16 protein-coding genes and 1 tRNA gene are annotated in these 15104 nt (G+C 70.2%); 6 read left to right on the forward strand and 11 right to left on the reverse strand.

What is annotated here, in order from left to right; genetic code table 11:
• Positions 1-29 precede the first annotated feature (29 nt).
• On the forward strand, positions 30-404 hold the full coding sequence (locus tag HII36_RS12520; RefSeq protein WP_173523298.1) for a BlaI/MecI/CopY family transcriptional regulator: 375 nt from the start codon (positions 30-32) through the stop codon (positions 402-404).
• Positions 405-407: 3 nt separating this feature from the next.
• Here HII36_RS12520 and HII36_RS12525 read toward each other — a convergent pair whose 3' ends face one another.
• From HII36_RS12525 to HII36_RS12545, 5 genes are read right to left on the reverse strand one after another with little or no spacing between them, the layout of a single operon-like run.
• Positions 408-1316 carry a dihydrodipicolinate synthase family protein gene (locus HII36_RS12525; protein WP_173523299.1) on the reverse strand — a complete coding sequence of 303 codons (909 nt, stop codon included), beginning with the start codon at positions 1314-1316 and terminating at the stop codon, positions 408-410.
• Positions 1313-2302 (reverse strand): ABC transporter ATP-binding protein, encoded by a 990-nt coding sequence (locus HII36_RS12530; RefSeq protein ID WP_173523300.1) that lies wholly within the window; start codon positions 2300-2302, stop codon positions 1313-1315. The genes HII36_RS12525 and HII36_RS12530 overlap by 4 nt, the downstream gene beginning before the upstream one ends.
• Positions 2295-4232 carry a dipeptide/oligopeptide/nickel ABC transporter permease/ATP-binding protein gene (locus HII36_RS12535; protein WP_173523301.1) on the reverse strand — a complete coding sequence of 646 codons (1938 nt, stop codon included), beginning with the start codon at positions 4230-4232 and terminating at the stop codon, positions 2295-2297. The genes HII36_RS12530 and HII36_RS12535 overlap by 8 nt, the downstream gene beginning before the upstream one ends.
• Positions 4229-5188: an ABC transporter permease gene (locus HII36_RS12540; RefSeq protein ID WP_173523302.1), complete on the reverse strand. Its 960-nt coding sequence runs from the start codon at positions 5186-5188 to the stop codon at positions 4229-4231. Before HII36_RS12540 ends, HII36_RS12535 begins: the two co-directional genes overlap by 4 nt.
• The gene (locus HII36_RS12545; protein WP_217369442.1) at positions 5185-6792 is read right to left on the reverse strand and encodes an ABC transporter substrate-binding protein; all 1608 of its coding nucleotides are present in this window, start codon (positions 6790-6792) and stop codon (positions 5185-5187) included. The genes HII36_RS12540 and HII36_RS12545 overlap by 4 nt, the downstream gene beginning before the upstream one ends.
• A gap of 181 nt (positions 6793-6973) precedes the next feature.
• Between HII36_RS12545 and HII36_RS12550 the strand changes: the two genes are divergently transcribed.
• A complete protein-coding gene (locus HII36_RS12550) occupies positions 6974-7684 on the forward strand; it encodes a FadR/GntR family transcriptional regulator (protein ID WP_173523304.1) in 711 nt (236 codons plus the stop codon).
• 16 nt (positions 7685-7700) lie between these two features.
• Here HII36_RS12550 and HII36_RS12555 read toward each other — a convergent pair whose 3' ends face one another.
• Positions 7701-8282, reverse strand: coding sequence for an HD domain-containing protein (locus HII36_RS12555; protein WP_173523305.1), 582 nt, complete (start codon positions 8280-8282; stop codon positions 7701-7703).
• A gap of 48 nt (positions 8283-8330) precedes the next feature.
• Between HII36_RS12555 and HII36_RS12560 the strand changes: the two genes are divergently transcribed.
• From HII36_RS12560 to HII36_RS12570, 3 genes are read left to right on the forward strand one after another with little or no spacing between them, the layout of a single operon-like run.
• A complete protein-coding gene (locus HII36_RS12560; protein ID WP_173523306.1) occupies positions 8331-9200 on the forward strand; it encodes a DUF4429 domain-containing protein in 870 nt (289 codons plus the stop codon).
• Complete coding sequence (locus tag HII36_RS12565) at positions 9197-9691, forward strand: hypothetical protein (protein ID WP_173523307.1); 495 nt, start codon at positions 9197-9199, stop codon at positions 9689-9691. The genes HII36_RS12560 and HII36_RS12565 overlap by 4 nt, the downstream gene beginning before the upstream one ends.
• A gap of 27 nt (positions 9692-9718) precedes the next feature.
• Positions 9719-10273, forward strand: coding sequence for an NADAR family protein (locus HII36_RS12570; RefSeq protein WP_173523308.1), 555 nt, complete (start codon positions 9719-9721; stop codon positions 10271-10273).
• Between the two features lie 10 nt (positions 10274-10283).
• On the opposite strand, the gene HII36_RS12575 is transcribed toward HII36_RS12570, so the two are convergent.
• The 5 genes from HII36_RS12575 to HII36_RS12595 all read right to left on the reverse strand — a co-directional run bounded on the left by HII36_RS12575 (position 10284) and on the right by HII36_RS12595 (position 14368).
• Positions 10284-10766, reverse strand: a complete 483-nt coding sequence (locus tag HII36_RS12575) for a pyridoxamine 5'-phosphate oxidase family protein (RefSeq protein ID WP_173523309.1) — start codon at positions 10764-10766, stop codon at positions 10284-10286.
• 67 nt (positions 10767-10833) lie between these two features.
• Entirely contained in the window at positions 10834-12474 is a 1641-nt protein-coding gene (locus tag HII36_RS12580) for a catalase (protein ID WP_173523310.1), read from the reverse strand.
• Between the two features lie 174 nt (positions 12475-12648).
• Positions 12649-12725: transfer RNA gene (locus tag HII36_RS12585), tRNA-Lys, on the reverse strand.
• Between the two features lie 41 nt (positions 12726-12766).
• Positions 12767-13690, reverse strand: a complete 924-nt coding sequence (locus HII36_RS12590; protein ID WP_217369443.1) for a nucleoside hydrolase — start codon at positions 13688-13690, stop codon at positions 12767-12769.
• A 276-nt stretch (positions 13691-13966) separates the two neighbouring features.
• Positions 13967-14368 (reverse strand): OsmC family protein, encoded by a 402-nt coding sequence (locus HII36_RS12595; RefSeq protein WP_173523312.1) that lies wholly within the window; start codon positions 14366-14368, stop codon positions 13967-13969.
• 52 nt (positions 14369-14420) lie between these two features.
• Between HII36_RS12595 and HII36_RS12600 the strand changes: the two genes are divergently transcribed.
• Positions 14421-15092 carry a hypothetical protein gene (locus HII36_RS12600; RefSeq protein ID WP_173523313.1) on the forward strand — a complete coding sequence of 224 codons (672 nt, stop codon included), beginning with the start codon at positions 14421-14423 and terminating at the stop codon, positions 15090-15092.
• Positions 15093-15104 lie beyond the last annotated feature (12 nt).

The following is a 15104-nucleotide window of genomic DNA, read 5'->3' on the forward strand; positions in this document are numbered from 1 at the left end:
GCCCCACTGCAAACCCGTACCATGTGGTCATGAAGCGCGCCCTCGGAGAGCTCGAGTCCACGATCATGGACAGGATGTGGTCGTATCGGCGGCCCGCCTCCGTCCGTGACGTGCTCGAAGACCTCAGGCGCGAGCGGGAGACCGCCTACACCACGGTCATGACCGTCATGGACAAACTGCACACCAAGGGCCTGCTCAGGCGCGAATCGGTGGGCCGCGCGTACGTGTACGAGCCGGTCGCCTCCAAGGAGGCCTACACCGCCGAGCTCATGCGCCACGCGCTGGCCTCCAGCGGCAACCAGGCCGCAACGCTGGTGCACTTCCTGGAGCGGCTGACCCCGGAGGAGGCCACCGCGCTGGAGGCCGCGCTCCAGGTCATTCCCCCCAAGACCGCGCGGTCCTAGCCGTCACAGCAGCCCGGCGGCGGCCAGCAGCCGGCCGATCGCGGCGGTCTCGTCGTCGTCCAGCGGGATCTGCGGCAGCGCGGTGAGCGGGCAGGCGATGACGCCGCGCAGGTGCAGCGCGGCCTTGAACGCGCCCAGCCCGGCCGAGCTGCCGCCCATCCGGCCGCCGCCGACCCGGACGATCTCGAACAGCCTGATCAGCCGCTCCTGCTCCTTCCTGGCCGTCTCCCAGTCACCGCGCCCGGCGGCGGCGACGAGCTCGACGTAGCCGTGCGGGTCGACGTTGCCCAGCCCCGGCACCACGCCGTCCGCGCCCATCCACAACGCGCAGTCCACGGTCACCTCGGAGCCGGTCAGCACGCTGAACGGCGCCTCGCGGCCCATGATGACCCGGCGCAGCCCGCCGTCGTCGCCGCTGGAGTCCTTCACCCCGGCCAGCACTCCTTCCGCGGCCAGGTCGAGCAGCAGCTCGGCGCTGAGCTTGGTGTGCACGGAGACCGGCAGGTCATAGGCGTACAGCGGCAGCTCGACCGCGGCGGCGATCCCCCGGAAATGCGTGCGGATCTCCTCCGGATGCGTGCGCGTGTAGAACGGCGCGGTCGCCACCAGCGCCGACGCGCCGCCGGCCAAGGCGGCGCGGGCATGGTCCAGCACCCTGGGCGTGGTCATGTCGATCACCCCGGCCAGCACCGGCACCTGCCCGCCCACGTGCCCCACCACCGTGTCGAGCACGACGCGCCGCTGCTCGTCCGTCAGGTACGCCACCTCCGACGAGGAGCCGAGCACGAACAACGCGTCCACGCCGCCGTCGAGCAGATGATCGACCAGCCGGGTGAGCGAGGCGGTGTCCACCTGGCGATCGGGGGTCATCGGGGTGCACACCGGGGGGATCACACCGGTCAACTGCGTCATGAACGCTCCTGGATGAGTTCGAGGTCGGTGGCGCCGGCCGCCACCGGGTGATGGCAGTGGAACAGGTGGCCGTCGCCGTTCCCGGCGTCGGGCCATTCGGCGGCGCACACGTCGTCGGCCCGCCAGCACCGGGTGCGGAACGGGCAGCCGCTGGGCGGCCTGGTGGCCGAGGGCACCGCGCCGACCAGCGGGATCGGGTTGATGGGCGAGATCAGCCCGGGTGTGGCGGAGAACAGCGCCCGCGTGTACGGGTGCCTGGCGCCCAGGGGCACGGCCGGGGCCGGGGTCTGCTCGACGATCCTGCCCAGGTACATGGTGATCACGCGGTCGCTCATCCGCCGTACGGTCTGGATGTCGTGCGAGACGAACACCAGCGCGAGCCCGAGCCGTTCCTTGAGTTCGAGCAGCAGGTTGAGTATCTGGGCGCGGACGGACACGTCGAGCGCGCTGGTCGGCTCGTCGGCGATGAGCAGTTCGGGTTCGAGCGCGAGCGCCCTGGCCACGGCCACCCGCTGGCGCTGGCCGCCGGAGAGCTGCGCGGGCAGCGCGTCGGCGACGCCGGCGGGCAGGCCGACCAGGTCGAGCAGTTCGCGGACGCGGGCGTCACGGGCGGCCGGGGTGCCGCGGCGGTGCACGTTGAGCGGGTCGCGCAGGATCTGCCTGATCGGCAGCCGCCGGTTGAGCGCGGTGGACGGGTCCTGGAAGACCATGCCGACGCTGGATCCGACGAGTTCACGCCGTTCGCGTTCGCGCAGCGCCCACAGGTCTCGGCCGCGGAAGGCCACGCTGCCCGAGGTGGGCCGTTGCAGCCCGACCAGCACCCTGGCCAGGGTGGACTTGCCGCAGCCCGACTCGCCCACCACGCCGACGGTCTCGCCCTGCTCGACGGTCAGGTTCGCGCCGGTGAGCGCGTAGACCCTGTCGCGGGAGAACACGCCGCCCGAGCGGGCCTTGTGCACGACGTGCACGTCCTTCAGCTCAAGCATGCGCCTTCTCCTGGACCTCGGGGATCACGGCGGGGTGGTGGCAGGCGTAGGCGTGCCGTCTGATGTCGCCTTCGAGCGGCGGCGCGTCGGTGCGGCAGACGTCGGTGGCCATCGGGCAGCGGTCGGCGAAGCGGCAGCCGGCCGGGAAGTCGGCGGGCGCGGGCACGACGCCGCGGATCTGGGTGAGCCGTTCGGCCCCCGACTCCAGCGAGAGCACCGAGCCGAGCAGCCCGCGGGCGTAGTGATGCGCGGGGGCGCCGACCAGGCTCGCGGTGACGCCGGTCTCGACGATCTGGCCGCCGTACATGACGACCACGCGGTCGGTGACGTCGGCGACCAGCGCGAGGTCGTGCGAGACGAGGATCAGCGCGAATCCCAGTTCCTCCCGCAGCTTCAGCAGCAGCTCGATGACCTGCGCCTGGACGGTGACGTCGAGCGCGGTGGTGGGCTCGTCGGCGACGATGAGCTTGGGCTCGCGGGAGAGCGCCATCGCGATGAGCACCCGCTGGCGCTGCCCGCCGGACAGCTCGTGCGGGTACGAGGTGAGCGTGCGCGCCGCGTCGAGCCCGACCAGGTCGAGCAGTTCGGCCGGTGAGCGCCGGCCGCCGCGCCTGGTGACCTGCTTGAGCTGGGCCTTGATGGTCATGGCCGGGTTCAGCGAGGACAGCGCGTCCTGGTAGATCATGGCCATGTCGTGGCCGAGCAGCCGTCTGCGGGCCTTGCGCGGCATGGTCAGCAGTTGCTGTCCGGCGAAGACGATCTCGCCGTCGACCCTGGCGTTGCGTGGTTGCAGGCCCATGACGGTCAGCGCGGTCAGCGACTTGCCGCAGCCTGACTCGCCGACCAGGCCGAGCACTTCGCCGGGCCGGACGTCGAAGGAGATGCCGTCCACGATGTCGACGCCGGCGTCGAAGCCGATGCGCAGCCCCTTGACCTCCAGCACGGGTGGTCCCTGGGGCAGCGGCCGGGCGCGTTCGGCGAGCCTGCGGGCGGCTTCGGCCAGCCCTGGCAGTTCGACGATCTCGCCGGAGCCGGGCGTGGCCTGCTCGAACGCGTCGTCCTTCCTGGGCACCGGCTTGCGCGCGGCCGGGGCGGCCCAGGCGTCGGAGATGCCTTCGGACAGGATGTTGAGCGCGAGCACGGTGATGAGGATGAGCAGGCCCGGGAAGACCGTCGCCCACCAGCCGCCGAGCAGCACCAGGTTCTTGCCGTCGGCGATGACGCTGCCCCACGACGGGTTCGGCGGGCGCACGCCGGCGCCGATGAACGACAGCGACGCCTCGAAGACGATCGCGTCGGCCACCATGACCGTGCAGAACACCAGCACCGGGGCCGCGCAGTTGATGGCCACGTGCCTGATGAGGATGTGCGGGGTGCGGGCGCCGATGACGCGTTCGGCAGCCACGTAGTCCTCGCCGTACTGGGCCAGCACGTTGGCCCGGACGACCCGGGCCACGGACGGCATGTACAGGAACGCCATGGCCATGACCAGCACCGGGATGCTGCCGCCGAACACGGCCACCAGCACCGCGGCCAGCGCGATACCGGGGAAGGCCATGATGACGTCGAGCAGCCGCATGATCGTCTCGTCCACGGCGCGGCGTGAGGTGGCCGCGACCGCGCCGATGACGGCCCCGGCCACCAGGGCGAGCCCGGTGGCGCCGAGTCCGATGATCAGCGACCAGCGGGCGCCGTACAGCAGCCTGGACAGGATGTCGCGGTTGGCGCTGTCGAGGCCCATCCAGTGCTCGGCGGACGGCCCGCCGCCCGCGGCCTCCTGGAAGTACGGCGAGTGCGGCGCGATCACCGGGGCGAGCAGCGCGGCCAGCACGACGACGGCCACGATGCCGATCGCCGCCCACGACAGCGGCTTCAGCCGCCTGAACCCGACGCCGGGCCTGGACAGGCGGTCCGTCAGTCCACGTCTCATGCGGCACTCCTGAGGCGGGGGTTGACCAGCAGGTAGAGGATGTCGACGACCAGGTTCACGACCATGAAGCCGACCGCGATGGTCAGCACGACGCCCTGGACGACGGCCGGGTCGCCGTCGCGCACCGCGTTGATCATGAGCTGGCCCATGCCGGGCAGCCCGTAGATCGTCTCGATGACGACGGTGCCGCCGATCAGGTAGCCGATGCGCAGGCCGAGCACGGTCAGCGGGTTGATCAGCGCGTTGCGCAGCACGTTGCGGCCGACCACGACGATCGGCGGCAGCCCGTTGCCCATCGCGGTGCGCACGTAGTCGCGGTCCAGCTCCTCGACCATGGACGTGCGGATGATCCTGATGAGCTGGGCGGCCACCGGCAGCGACAGCGACAGCGCGGGCAGCGCCATCGAGCGCAGCCAGCCGCTCACGGAGTCCGCGGGGTTGATGTAGCCGCCGGTCGGGAACAGCCCCTCGCCCACGGCCAGCCACTGGATCATCAGCAGCGCCAGCCAGAACGCCGGCGCCGCCACGCCGATCAGCGACACCATTCTGATCACCTGGTCGGGCCAGCGGTCGCGGAACAGTGCCGCGGTGACGCCGAAGACCAGGGCGAGCACCACGGCCACGGCCAGGCCGAGGAAGGTGAGCTGCAGCGTCAGCGGCAGCGCGGTGGTGACCGACTCCAGCACCGGCTTCTTGGTCAGCACGCTGGTGCCCAGGTCGCCCTGGAGCAGGTCGCCGACGAATCGAACGTAACGCACCGGCAGCGGATCGAGCAGGCCGTTCTCGAGCTGGAACTGACGGATCTGCTCGGGGGTGGGGTTCGCGCCCTGGAAGTAGGCGTACTCCGGCTTGCTGCCCGAGAACCGCATCACGATGAACACGAACGCGACCACGCCGAGCACCAGCGGGATCAGGATGAGGAGCCGCCGCAGCAGCATCCTGGCGACGAGGGTCATGTCCTCTTGGCCTGCAGCAGGTTGATGCCGGGGTACGGCTGGGCGCGGATGCCGGACAGCTTCTTCGGGTCCCAGGCCGTCATCAGCTCGTTGTGCACGACCGGGTAGAGCACGGCCAGCTCGGCGACCAGATCCAGATATTTGTGGATCAGCTCCGACCGCTTGGCCTTGTCGGTCTCCTTGCTCGCCGCGTCCATCATGGTGAAGAGCTTCTCGGCGTCGTCGGTGCCGTCGAAGTGGCTGTACTTCATCCACAGGCCGCCGGGCACGTAGTTGTAGTGCAGGATCAGGTCGGCGTCCATGCCGAACTGGTTGGGGTTCGAGGCGGCGGCGACCACCTGGTAGTCCTGGAACTGGTCCATCTTGGTGAACAGCGCGGCGGTGTCCTGCGGCTCCAGCGTGGTCTTGACGCCGATGGCCTCCCAGGACGAGGCGATCGTGGGCAGGCAGTCGGCGATCCAGCTCACGTTGACGGCCATGAGGTTGATCGTCAGCTCGCCGACGCCCGCCTCCTTCAGCAGCGCCTTGGCCTTGTCCGGGTCGTAGTCGTAGACGACCGAGGCCCGCTTGTGGTCCGGGTGCCCCTCGTTGAGGAACGAGCTGGAGGCGGTGCCGTGGCCCTTGAGCGCCACGTCGATCATCTTCTTCTTGTCGATCGCGTAGTGCAGCGCCTGGCGTACCCGGACGTCGTCGAACGGCTTGGTGGCCGTGTTGAACATCAGGAACATGTGGTTCATGCCGCGCCCGCCCTCGACGGTCAGGCCCTGCTGCTTGAGCTGCTCGACGTTGGCGTACGGGATGTTGTCGGCGATCTGCGCCTCGGCCGAGCCGCCGGAGATCTTGGCCACCCGGGCGGACGCGTCGACGATGGTCAGCCAGTTCATCTTCTTGACCGTGGCCGGGCGGGGGCCGTTGTACTCGGCGAACGCCTCGAACGCGGTGTTGGACTTGGGGTTGTGCTGGACCTGCTTGTACGGCCCCGAGCCGACCGCCTTGCCGCTCTTGGCCTGGTCCCAGGCCCCCGGCTGGCTGAAGACGTGCTTGGGCATGATCTTGGCGATGGTGAGCCTGGGCGCGGCGTCCGGGAACGGGAACTTGAACACCAGCTCCACGTTCCTGTCGTCGACCTTCTTCACCTCCTGCAGCCAGGACTTGAAGAAGTTGCCGGTCAGCACGTTGGCGGCGGGGTCGAGGATGCGCTGGAAGGTGAAGACGACGTCGTCGGCGGTGACCGGCTGCCCGTCGTGCCACTTGGCGCCCTCGCGCAGGGTGAAGCGCCACGAGGTCGCGTTCAGGTCGGACGGCAGCGCCGTGGCCAGCGCCGGGTACGGCTCGCGGCTGATCGGATCGGTGTCGAGCAGTCCTTCGTAGATGTGGTTGATGCCGGCCATGGCGAAGGCCGAGGCGGTCTGCGTCGGGTCCCAGCTCTGGTCGTTGCCGTAACCGATGACGGCCGTGATCAGGTCTTTGTTCGACCCGGCGCCGACCGAGCCGGTCGAGGCGGGACCTCCGCTGCACGCGGCGAGGGTGCTCGCGATGAACGCCGCCGCACCGGTCGCTCCGCTGTAACGCAGGAAGTCGCGGCGGCTGAACTCAGGGCTCACGGATGCCTCCCAGGGGGTAGCGCGAAACATTTCGGCGCCGCCTGGCCCGCCGGACGCGGGCTAGGGGTAGAACGTGGGACATCCCATGTCCTATGTTTGCGTAACCTGGACGCTAAAGGCCGGGCGCACTTGAGGTCAACAGAACATTTCAGGATTGTTACCTACGACGAAAGGATCTTTCATGACCACTGTCCCGCGTCCTGCCCGGCCGAGCCGTGCCGTGGAGGCCCAGCAGGGCGTCAAGGACCTGATCGTCCGGCGCGGGCTGGTGGCCGGAGATCCCCTGCCCACCGAGACCGAGCTCATGGAGGAGCTGCAGGTCAGCCGCAACTCGATCCGAGAGGCGCTCAAGGCGCTGCAGGCGGTCGGGATCGTCGACATCCGCCACGGGTTCGGCATGTTCGTGGGGCGCATGTCCCTGTCCGGCCTGGTGGACGAGCTGGCCTTCCACAGCCGCATCACCCTCCAGAACGGTAAGAACCACCTGGCGAACCTGGTGGAGATCCGCGAGATCCTGGAGGCCGGGCTGGTCCAGCGGCTCATCGACCTCGGGCCGGAGGCCGACCTCGGCCCGGTCGCCGACGTCATGGCGCGCATGGAGGACGAGTCCGCGGTGCGGGAGGTCTCGCCCGAGACCGACAGGCTCTTCCACGACCTGCTCTACCGGCCGCTGGGCAACCCGCTGGTCAGCCAGTTGCTCGGCGCGTTCTGGGACGTCTACCACCAGTTGCGCGACCACCTGGGCACCCCGGACGAATCACCGTCCGACGTGGCCAGGAGGCATCGCGACATCTACACCGCGGTGCTGGCCGGCGACAAGAGCGCCGCCGTGGCCGCCGTCTACGCCCACTTCGACGGCGTACGCAACCGCCTGGAACGGCTCGGCGGCTGAGGGAGCGCTCCGGGGATCAGTCGGGCCAGCGCTCCAGCCGTCTCCAGTGCCGCCGCCAGTCGGCGTACCACTGGGCGAACCACGGGTACGGGTCGGCCAGCGGCAGGATGTGCTCGACCGTCTCGCGGTAGTAGCGCCGCTGGAACGCGTACGGCATGCGCTGCAGCTCCTGCACGTTGCTCACCCGGTCGGCCAGCTTCACCAGCACGGCCCGCGACGGTGCGGTGGCCAGCGCGCGCAGGTAGGCCTCCTTCGTGCCGCCCTTCGGCTTGGTCACCCAGCGCACCAGCCCGGCCACGACCGGGCCGAAGCGCGCCGCGACGTCCGCCTCCGTGCACGGCGTGTCCTCGACCACGTCGTGCAGCACGATCGCCGTCAGCACGTCGCCGTCGTCGAGCCCGGCCCCGGTCACGGCCACCTCTAGGGCTTCGAGCAGGTGCTCCCGATAGGGGGCGCCGGTCGGCCGCTGCTGCACGCCGTGCCTGCGGACGGCGAACTCGACGGCCCCGCGCAACGTGTCGACGGTCTGTTGCGGCAACGCCTTCTCCAGCGGCCCTTCGGCCTCCCTCCAGGACTTCCAGCTCGTGAAGATCTCCATCCCGCTCCTCTCGCCGTGCCCCGCCGGAAGGTGTCCTAGGCTGAGAATATGGCCGAGATCGCGGTCCCCGACGGGGCATGGACGTTCAATGGAGAAATCCTCCGAATCGTGCCCGGCAGCGGCAGGGACGTGCACGCGGTACGCAAGCAGCTGGGCGAGCTGGTCGTCCCGCTCGAAGCGGTGGCCGGCATCGCCTTCGAGCCCGCGCGCAGGGGCGGCCACGTGCGCCTGCGGCTGCGTAAAGGCGCAGATCCGCTGACCGACGCGGTGGCCGGCGCCCTTGAGGCGCCCGCCGACCCGTACCGGCTGGCGGTCGCGAAAGACCGCACCGGCGCCGCCGAATACTTCGTCGACGAGCTGCGCGACGCGCTGCTGGTCTGGCAGACCCCGACCGGGCCGTGCGAGACGTACCTGCTGCCCGGGCCGCCGGTGCCGATCACGGCCACGGCGGGCGACGGCACGGTGGTCTTCGACGGCGAGCGCGTCCGGCTGGAGTGGACCGGCTTCGCGAGCAGCGACAAGGAGCGGATCGGGCCGCGCGAGTGGCCGCTGTCCGACCTGACGGGCGTGGAGTGGAAGCCGCAGACCGGCGTCGGCTACGGCAGCCTGCGGTTCCGGGTCAAGGGCGAGGGCCCGGCCAAACCACCGCAGAAGGACCCGCACTGCATCTCGTGGGGGATGCAGCGCTTCGGCGGCACCACCGCGCTCGTCGCCGCGGCCGTCGTCGCCTGCCTGCCGCGCAATCTCGCCGAGCTGTCGCCGGCCGACGAGCCGCCGGCCGTCACGGCCGACGCGCACGACGCCGTCCTGCGCCGCCTGGCCGAACTGGGCGAGTTGCACCGGTCCGGGGTGCTCACCGACGATGAGTTCACCGCGGCCAAGCAGGCCGTCCTCCGCCGCTTGGAGCAGACGCCATGACGGATCACGAAACCGGCTTACCCGGCGCGCGGCCTGGCGCGGGCGGCATCACGGCGCGCACCCGCCGCCTCGCCGCCGCCGTGGGCGACACCCGGCTGCGGAGCCTCGGCGCGTTGTTCGGCGCCGGCCTGCCGATCATCTCGGTCATCGTCGCCCTGCTCCCCACCGGGATCACCGGCCTGACCCCGGCGGGCGGGCTGCTGATGCTGGCCTGGACCCTGATGCTCGCCGCCGTGGCCGCGGCCCTGGCCGTCGCGCTCGCGGGCGGCCCGGTCGTGGTCCGCACCCTGCGCCTCAGCAGGCCGCTGACCGGGCACGTCGCGGCCGCGCTCGCGGTGAACCTGGCGTTCGCCGTCGCACTGATCACCGGCGTGCCGCAGCCGACGCTCGACGCCGTGGGCGCGTACTGGCTGCCCGCCGCCCTGCTCGTCACGCTCGTCACCGCCGGGTACGGCCTCTGGCTGGGCCGGCGGGAAACCGCTGGCGGCTGACCCGCCGATTACGGCAACCTGTCACGCATGTCCGACCTCCCCCGCTCCGTCGACCAGGCCGTGGCCGCGCAGAACGCCGGGCGCAGGCTGCGTTACCTGTTCTTCTTGGGGCACCGCCCGGCGCGCGACGGCTCACCCGGCCCCGGCTGCCTGAGCCAGTGGTGGCCGGCCCCGTTCACCGCGGACGGCCACACCTACGCCACCGCCGAGCACTACATGATGGCCCACAAGGCGTGGCTGTTCGGCGACGAAGAGACGGCCGCCGCGATCCTCCGCTCCGCCCACCCCAAGCAGGCCAAGGACCTGGGCCGCCAGGTACGCGGCTTCGACGAGGCCCGCTGGCGGGAGCACCGCTACGCCATCGTGGTGCGCGCCGGCGTCGCCAAGTTCGGCGCACACCCCGACCTGGCCGCATACCTGCTGGGCACCAGGCAGCGCGTGCTGGTCGAGGCCAGCCCGGTGGACCGGGTCTGGGGCATCGGGCTGGCCGCCGACGACGAGCACGCCGCGACGCCGTCCGCCTGGCGCGGGCTCAACCTGCTCGGCTTCGCCCTGATGGACGCCCGCGACGCGCTCGCCTGAGCCCTCCGGTTCACGTGTCGGGCGACCGCCAGATGCGGCTGAACAGGTCCCTGCCCCGGATCACCTGCACCCGCCACGGCTCCAGCCGCAGCACGTGCAGCTTGGGGTCGGCCGGGTCCCGCCAGAAGTTGCCCAGGTCGTAGCCGGCGCCGCGCGGGCTGCCCGTCCGGTACAGGTCCCAGACCCGGCGTTTGACCGCCAGGTCGTCCGTCCACGCGGCGACCGCGTCCACGCTGACCGCGTTCTGCCTGGGCGTCCAGTACGAGAACGTGGTGTGCGGGTTCCCCGCCAGGTGCGCGGCCTTGACCGGCGTCCGGTAGGTGGCCAGCCATCCCACCGGACGCCCGTCGACGACCTCCCAGATCGGGATCAGCACCCGGGCCCTGGGCCGGCCCTTGCCGTCCACCGTGGTCATGGTGGCGTACACGATGTCGCCGATGTAGGTCTCGAAGTCGTCCTGGAGTTCGGCGAACTCCTTCACCCTTGCCGTCATGCGACCACCATGCGCCGCGCCGCTTCGGGTTTCCTTCGGAGGCCCTTCAGCCGGTCACGTCAACCCGTCACGGCTCCCGCACGGCCCGCTCGTCGGGCACGCAGTGGGTCATCTTCAGCCCCTCCACGTTCCTCGGGCCGTTGTTGCCGAGCGAGGCCAGGCGGGCCTCGTCCTCCTCGGTGAGCGTCTGGCCGGGCAGCGGCTTGAGATGGGCGACGTCCTGGGCGCCGATGCCGAGGCCCTCGCCGATCCGCTGGCCGAGGTCGTCCTCGGCGAGCAGGAAGTGCCAGACCATGCGTTCCTGCACGCGCCTGTCGCACTGCGCCAGCGCGGTGACGAGGTTGCGCACCAGGTCGTCGCGTTCCCACTGCTCCATCAGCAGGTAGCGCTGCCCGGCCTGGACGTAGTCGTTGGTACGCGGGATGCGCTTGCGGGTGAGCCGGCCCGAGATGATCGGGCCCTGCTCGTCGTCGGTGGCGTAGTCGGCTTCGCGCAGGCCGTCGATGAGCGAGGGCTCGTAGTTGACGTGCGGGCTCTCGCCGGCGGTGTCGACGAAGTACGTCATCTGGCCGTCGCGCTGGTTGGTGCGGATGGCCGCGTTCTTGGCCTGGTTGACCGGGAGCTGCAGGTAGTTGGGGCCGACCCGGTAACGCTGGGTGTCGCTGTAGGAGAACGTCCTGCCGACCAGCATCTTGTCGTCGGAGAAGTCGAGCCCGTCCACCAGCACGCCGGTGCCGAAGGCGATCTGCTCGTTCTCGGCGAAGTTGTTCGCCACGTTCCTGTCGAGGACCATGCGCCCGACCGGCCGGGCCGGGAACTCGTTCTCCGGCCAGACCTTGGTGTCGTCGAGCGGGTCGAAGTCGAGTTCGGGGTGCTCGTCGTCGCTCATGAGCTGGACCAGCAGCTCCCACTCCGGGTGCTCGCCGCGCTCGATGGCCTCGTGCAGGTCACGCGTGGCGTGCCCGAGGTCCTGGGCCTGGACGGCGGCGGCGTCCATCTCGGTCATGCTGCGCACGCCCTGCCTGGGCATCCAGTGGTACTTGACCAGGAAGCTCTCGCCCCGCCTGTTGGCCCACTTGTAGGTGTTCACCCCGAAGCCCTGCATGTGCCGGTAGTCGGCCGGGATGCCGCGCGGGCTGAACAGGTTGACCAGCATGTGCATGGCCTCGGGGGTCTGCGACATGAAGTCGAAGATCCGGCTCGGCTCCTGCCTGAACGTCACCGGGTCGGGCTTGAGCGCGTGGATGACGTCGGGGAACTTGATCGCGTCCCTGATGAAGAAGACGGCCAGGTTGTTGCCCACCAGGTCCCAGTTGCCGTCCTCGGTGTAGAACTTGATCGCGAACCCGCGCGGGTCGCGGGCGGTCTCCGCGGAGTCCCTGCCGCCGATCACGGTGGAGAAGCGCACGGCCACCTCGGTGCGCTTGCCCGGCTCCTGGAAGAGCCTGGCCCGCGTGTACCGGTCGATCGGCTCGTCGCCGATCTTCCCGTACGCCTCGAAGTAGCCGTACGCGGTCGCGCCCCTGGCGTGGACCACCCGCTCGGGGATCCGCTCGCGGTCGAAGTGGCTGATCTTCTCCAGGAACTGGTAGTTTTCCAGCGTGGCCGGGCCGCGTGGCCCGATGGTCCGCTGGTTCTGGTTGTCGTAGACCGGGTGCCCCTGCCGGTTGGTGAGCACTTCGCGCCCGTTGTCCGCATCGTCGGCCATGGCCTGACTCCTCTCCCCGCAGAGCCAATGCCCGGCGGGGCTCAAGCCGGGGTGCGAGTGCCGCAAAGACTTGTCGCACGGCACGCAAACCCGCACCGCGGACAAACCCGCACGAGACGCATCCGTGCGGCGAAAACAGAGAAGCCCAGATCGGTGATGATCTGGGCTTCTCGCTGGTGCGCCGCCAGGGACTCGAACCCCGGACCCGCTGATTAAGAGTCAGCTGCTCTGACCAACTGAGCTAGCGGCGCAACACGCATAACTCTATCAGCCGCCGAGCACTGCTCGCACATCACCCGAGCCTGGCCGCCAGCCCCTCGTACGCGCCGAGCACCAGGTCCCAGAATCGCTTGACGTCCAGCGAGGTCGTCACCAGGGCGTTCGGCCGCCGGTCGGCGACCTTGAAGTCGGTCACGGTCATCCCCCGCGTGTACGTCCCGGCCGTCTCCACGTTCACCACGGCGGGGACGGCGGCGAACAGCGACGGGTCGAGCACGTACGCCACCGCGCACGCGTCGTGGATGGCCGGGCCACCCTCGGCGGTGACCATGCCGTAGAACTGGGCGGCGGGCACCAGCAGCTCCGACAGGCGGCCCAGCGGGCGCATCCGGTCGAGCACGGCGGAGGTGACCACGGCCGACAGCGTGACGTCCAGGCCGAGCTGCTTGACCGTCCAGCCGGCCGCGAAGACGATCGCGGCGGCCTCGGGGTCGGCGAGCATGTTGAACTCGGCGGCCGGGTTGTGGTTGCCGCGCGTGTACGAGCCGCCCATGATGACCAGGTCGCGGGCCCATTCGACGATCCTGGGCTCGCGGCGCACGGCCAGCGCGATGTTGGTCAGCGGGCCGACCGCGATCAGGGTGATCTCGCCGGGGGCGGCCTTGAGCGCGTCGATGATGAAGTCCACGGCGTGCCCGGCGGAGACGTCGCGGACCGGGGCGGGCAGCACCGCGCCGCCGAGCCCGCTCTCGCCGTGCACGTGGGCGGCGCGCACGGTCTGCGGCAGCAGGGCGCCGGCGCTGCCCGGGGTCACGGGCACGTCGCCCAGGTCCAGGAACTCGCGCAGGGCCAGGGCGTTGGCGGTGGTCATCGACAGGTCCACGTTCCCGCCGACCGTGGTGATGCCCACGATCTCCAGGGACGGCGAGCCGGCGGCCAGGGCCAGGGCGAGCGCGTCGTCGATGCCGGGATCGCAGTCGATCAGAACTTTTGTCACGAAAGGAACAATACGGCCGCTCAAGGCATGGATCGGGGTGCCCCCAGGCATGGATCGGGGGCCGGACAGTTCCCCCAAATCTGTCCGGCCCCCGATCGGCGGCGGTCCAGGCCGACGCTTTCCCCCAAAAACGTCGGCGGTCCCGCACTAGCAGACCACGGTCCCCCTCCGTGTCCGCTTCGGTGAAGGTTCGTCGGGTCTCTCGACCTGCTACAACGCTACCGAGACGAATGCAACGGTCGCGTCATAACGGGGTCGAATATCTGTTTAATCCGACTAGGGAAGCTCCAACCGGACCTCCGTCCCCTCCTGCAGCGAACGACTGACCGTGCAGTACTTCTCGTGCACGCGCTCGGCGACCGCGCGGTAGACCTCGTCGGCCTTCTCCGAGTCCCCTTCCGCGGGGAGTTCGACGTCGTAGGTGACCGTGACCGGGCCGAGGAGGTTCGGCTCGACCTTGTCCGACTGCACCGTCATCGCCAGGCGGACCAGCCGGTGCCCGCGCTTGGCCGTGAGCGGCTCGACGGTGACGATGTTGCAGCCGCCCACCGCCGCCAGCAGCAGCTCGACCGGGGTGAAGACGCCGTCCTCGTCCCCGCCGCCGATGAGTACCTCGGCGCCCCGGGCATTGGTCGCCCGGAAACCATTCTCAGTCCGCTCAACACGCACGTTAGCCATGTTTCAGACCTTACTCAGATCAATCTCATGTTCTTCCCGCATCCTTGGTGACATGGCAAGCCAGGTGAAAGCGAATCAAGGTCCTCTCCTCTTCTGGTGCGGAGTCGCGGTCGCCGAGTTCGGCGCGATCCAGCCGGGTTTCGGCGTCACCTCCGCGTACGTGGGCGCGGCACTGCTGATCGGGCTGGGGCTGCTCACGCTCAAGGTCTCGGACTACATCCGATCGGAACAGGCCAGGCAGCGGCTGCGGCTGGGCGGCTACCTGGCCGGGGCGCTGGTGGTCGCGCACGGCTTCGGCTCCGGCGCGAGCCCGATCAGGGTCGGGGCGATCGTCCTGTACGCCGTGGCCGCCGTGATGGCCGTCTGGCACCACCGGGTCCCGATCAGGACCCGAGGCTCCCTGGTGATCGCCACCGGCATGGCCCCCGACGGCCTGCGCCGCCTGCTGAACAGCGGCGACACGGTGGCCGTCTACCGCACCGAGCACGCCACCCACGAGCTGCGCGAGCTGGAATCGCGGTACGGGCTGGTGCTGGTCGTCGGCGACGAGCACGACCCCAGGGTCAAGGAGCGACTGAGCGCCTCCGGGCTCAGCAGGCAGGTGCCGGACATCGCGGAACGCGACGTGCTGGTGGCCGGTCCGCGCCGCTTCAAGCAGTACGTCGGCGGCGCGTTGTCACGCCTGGCGATCCCTAGATCACAGATTCATTTCAAATCACTGTAAAACGTTTAGCCT

The organism is Nonomuraea antri, from assembly GCF_013283785.1.
GTDB classification, from domain to species: Bacteria; Actinomycetota; Actinomycetes; order Streptosporangiales; family Streptosporangiaceae; genus Nonomuraea; species Nonomuraea antri.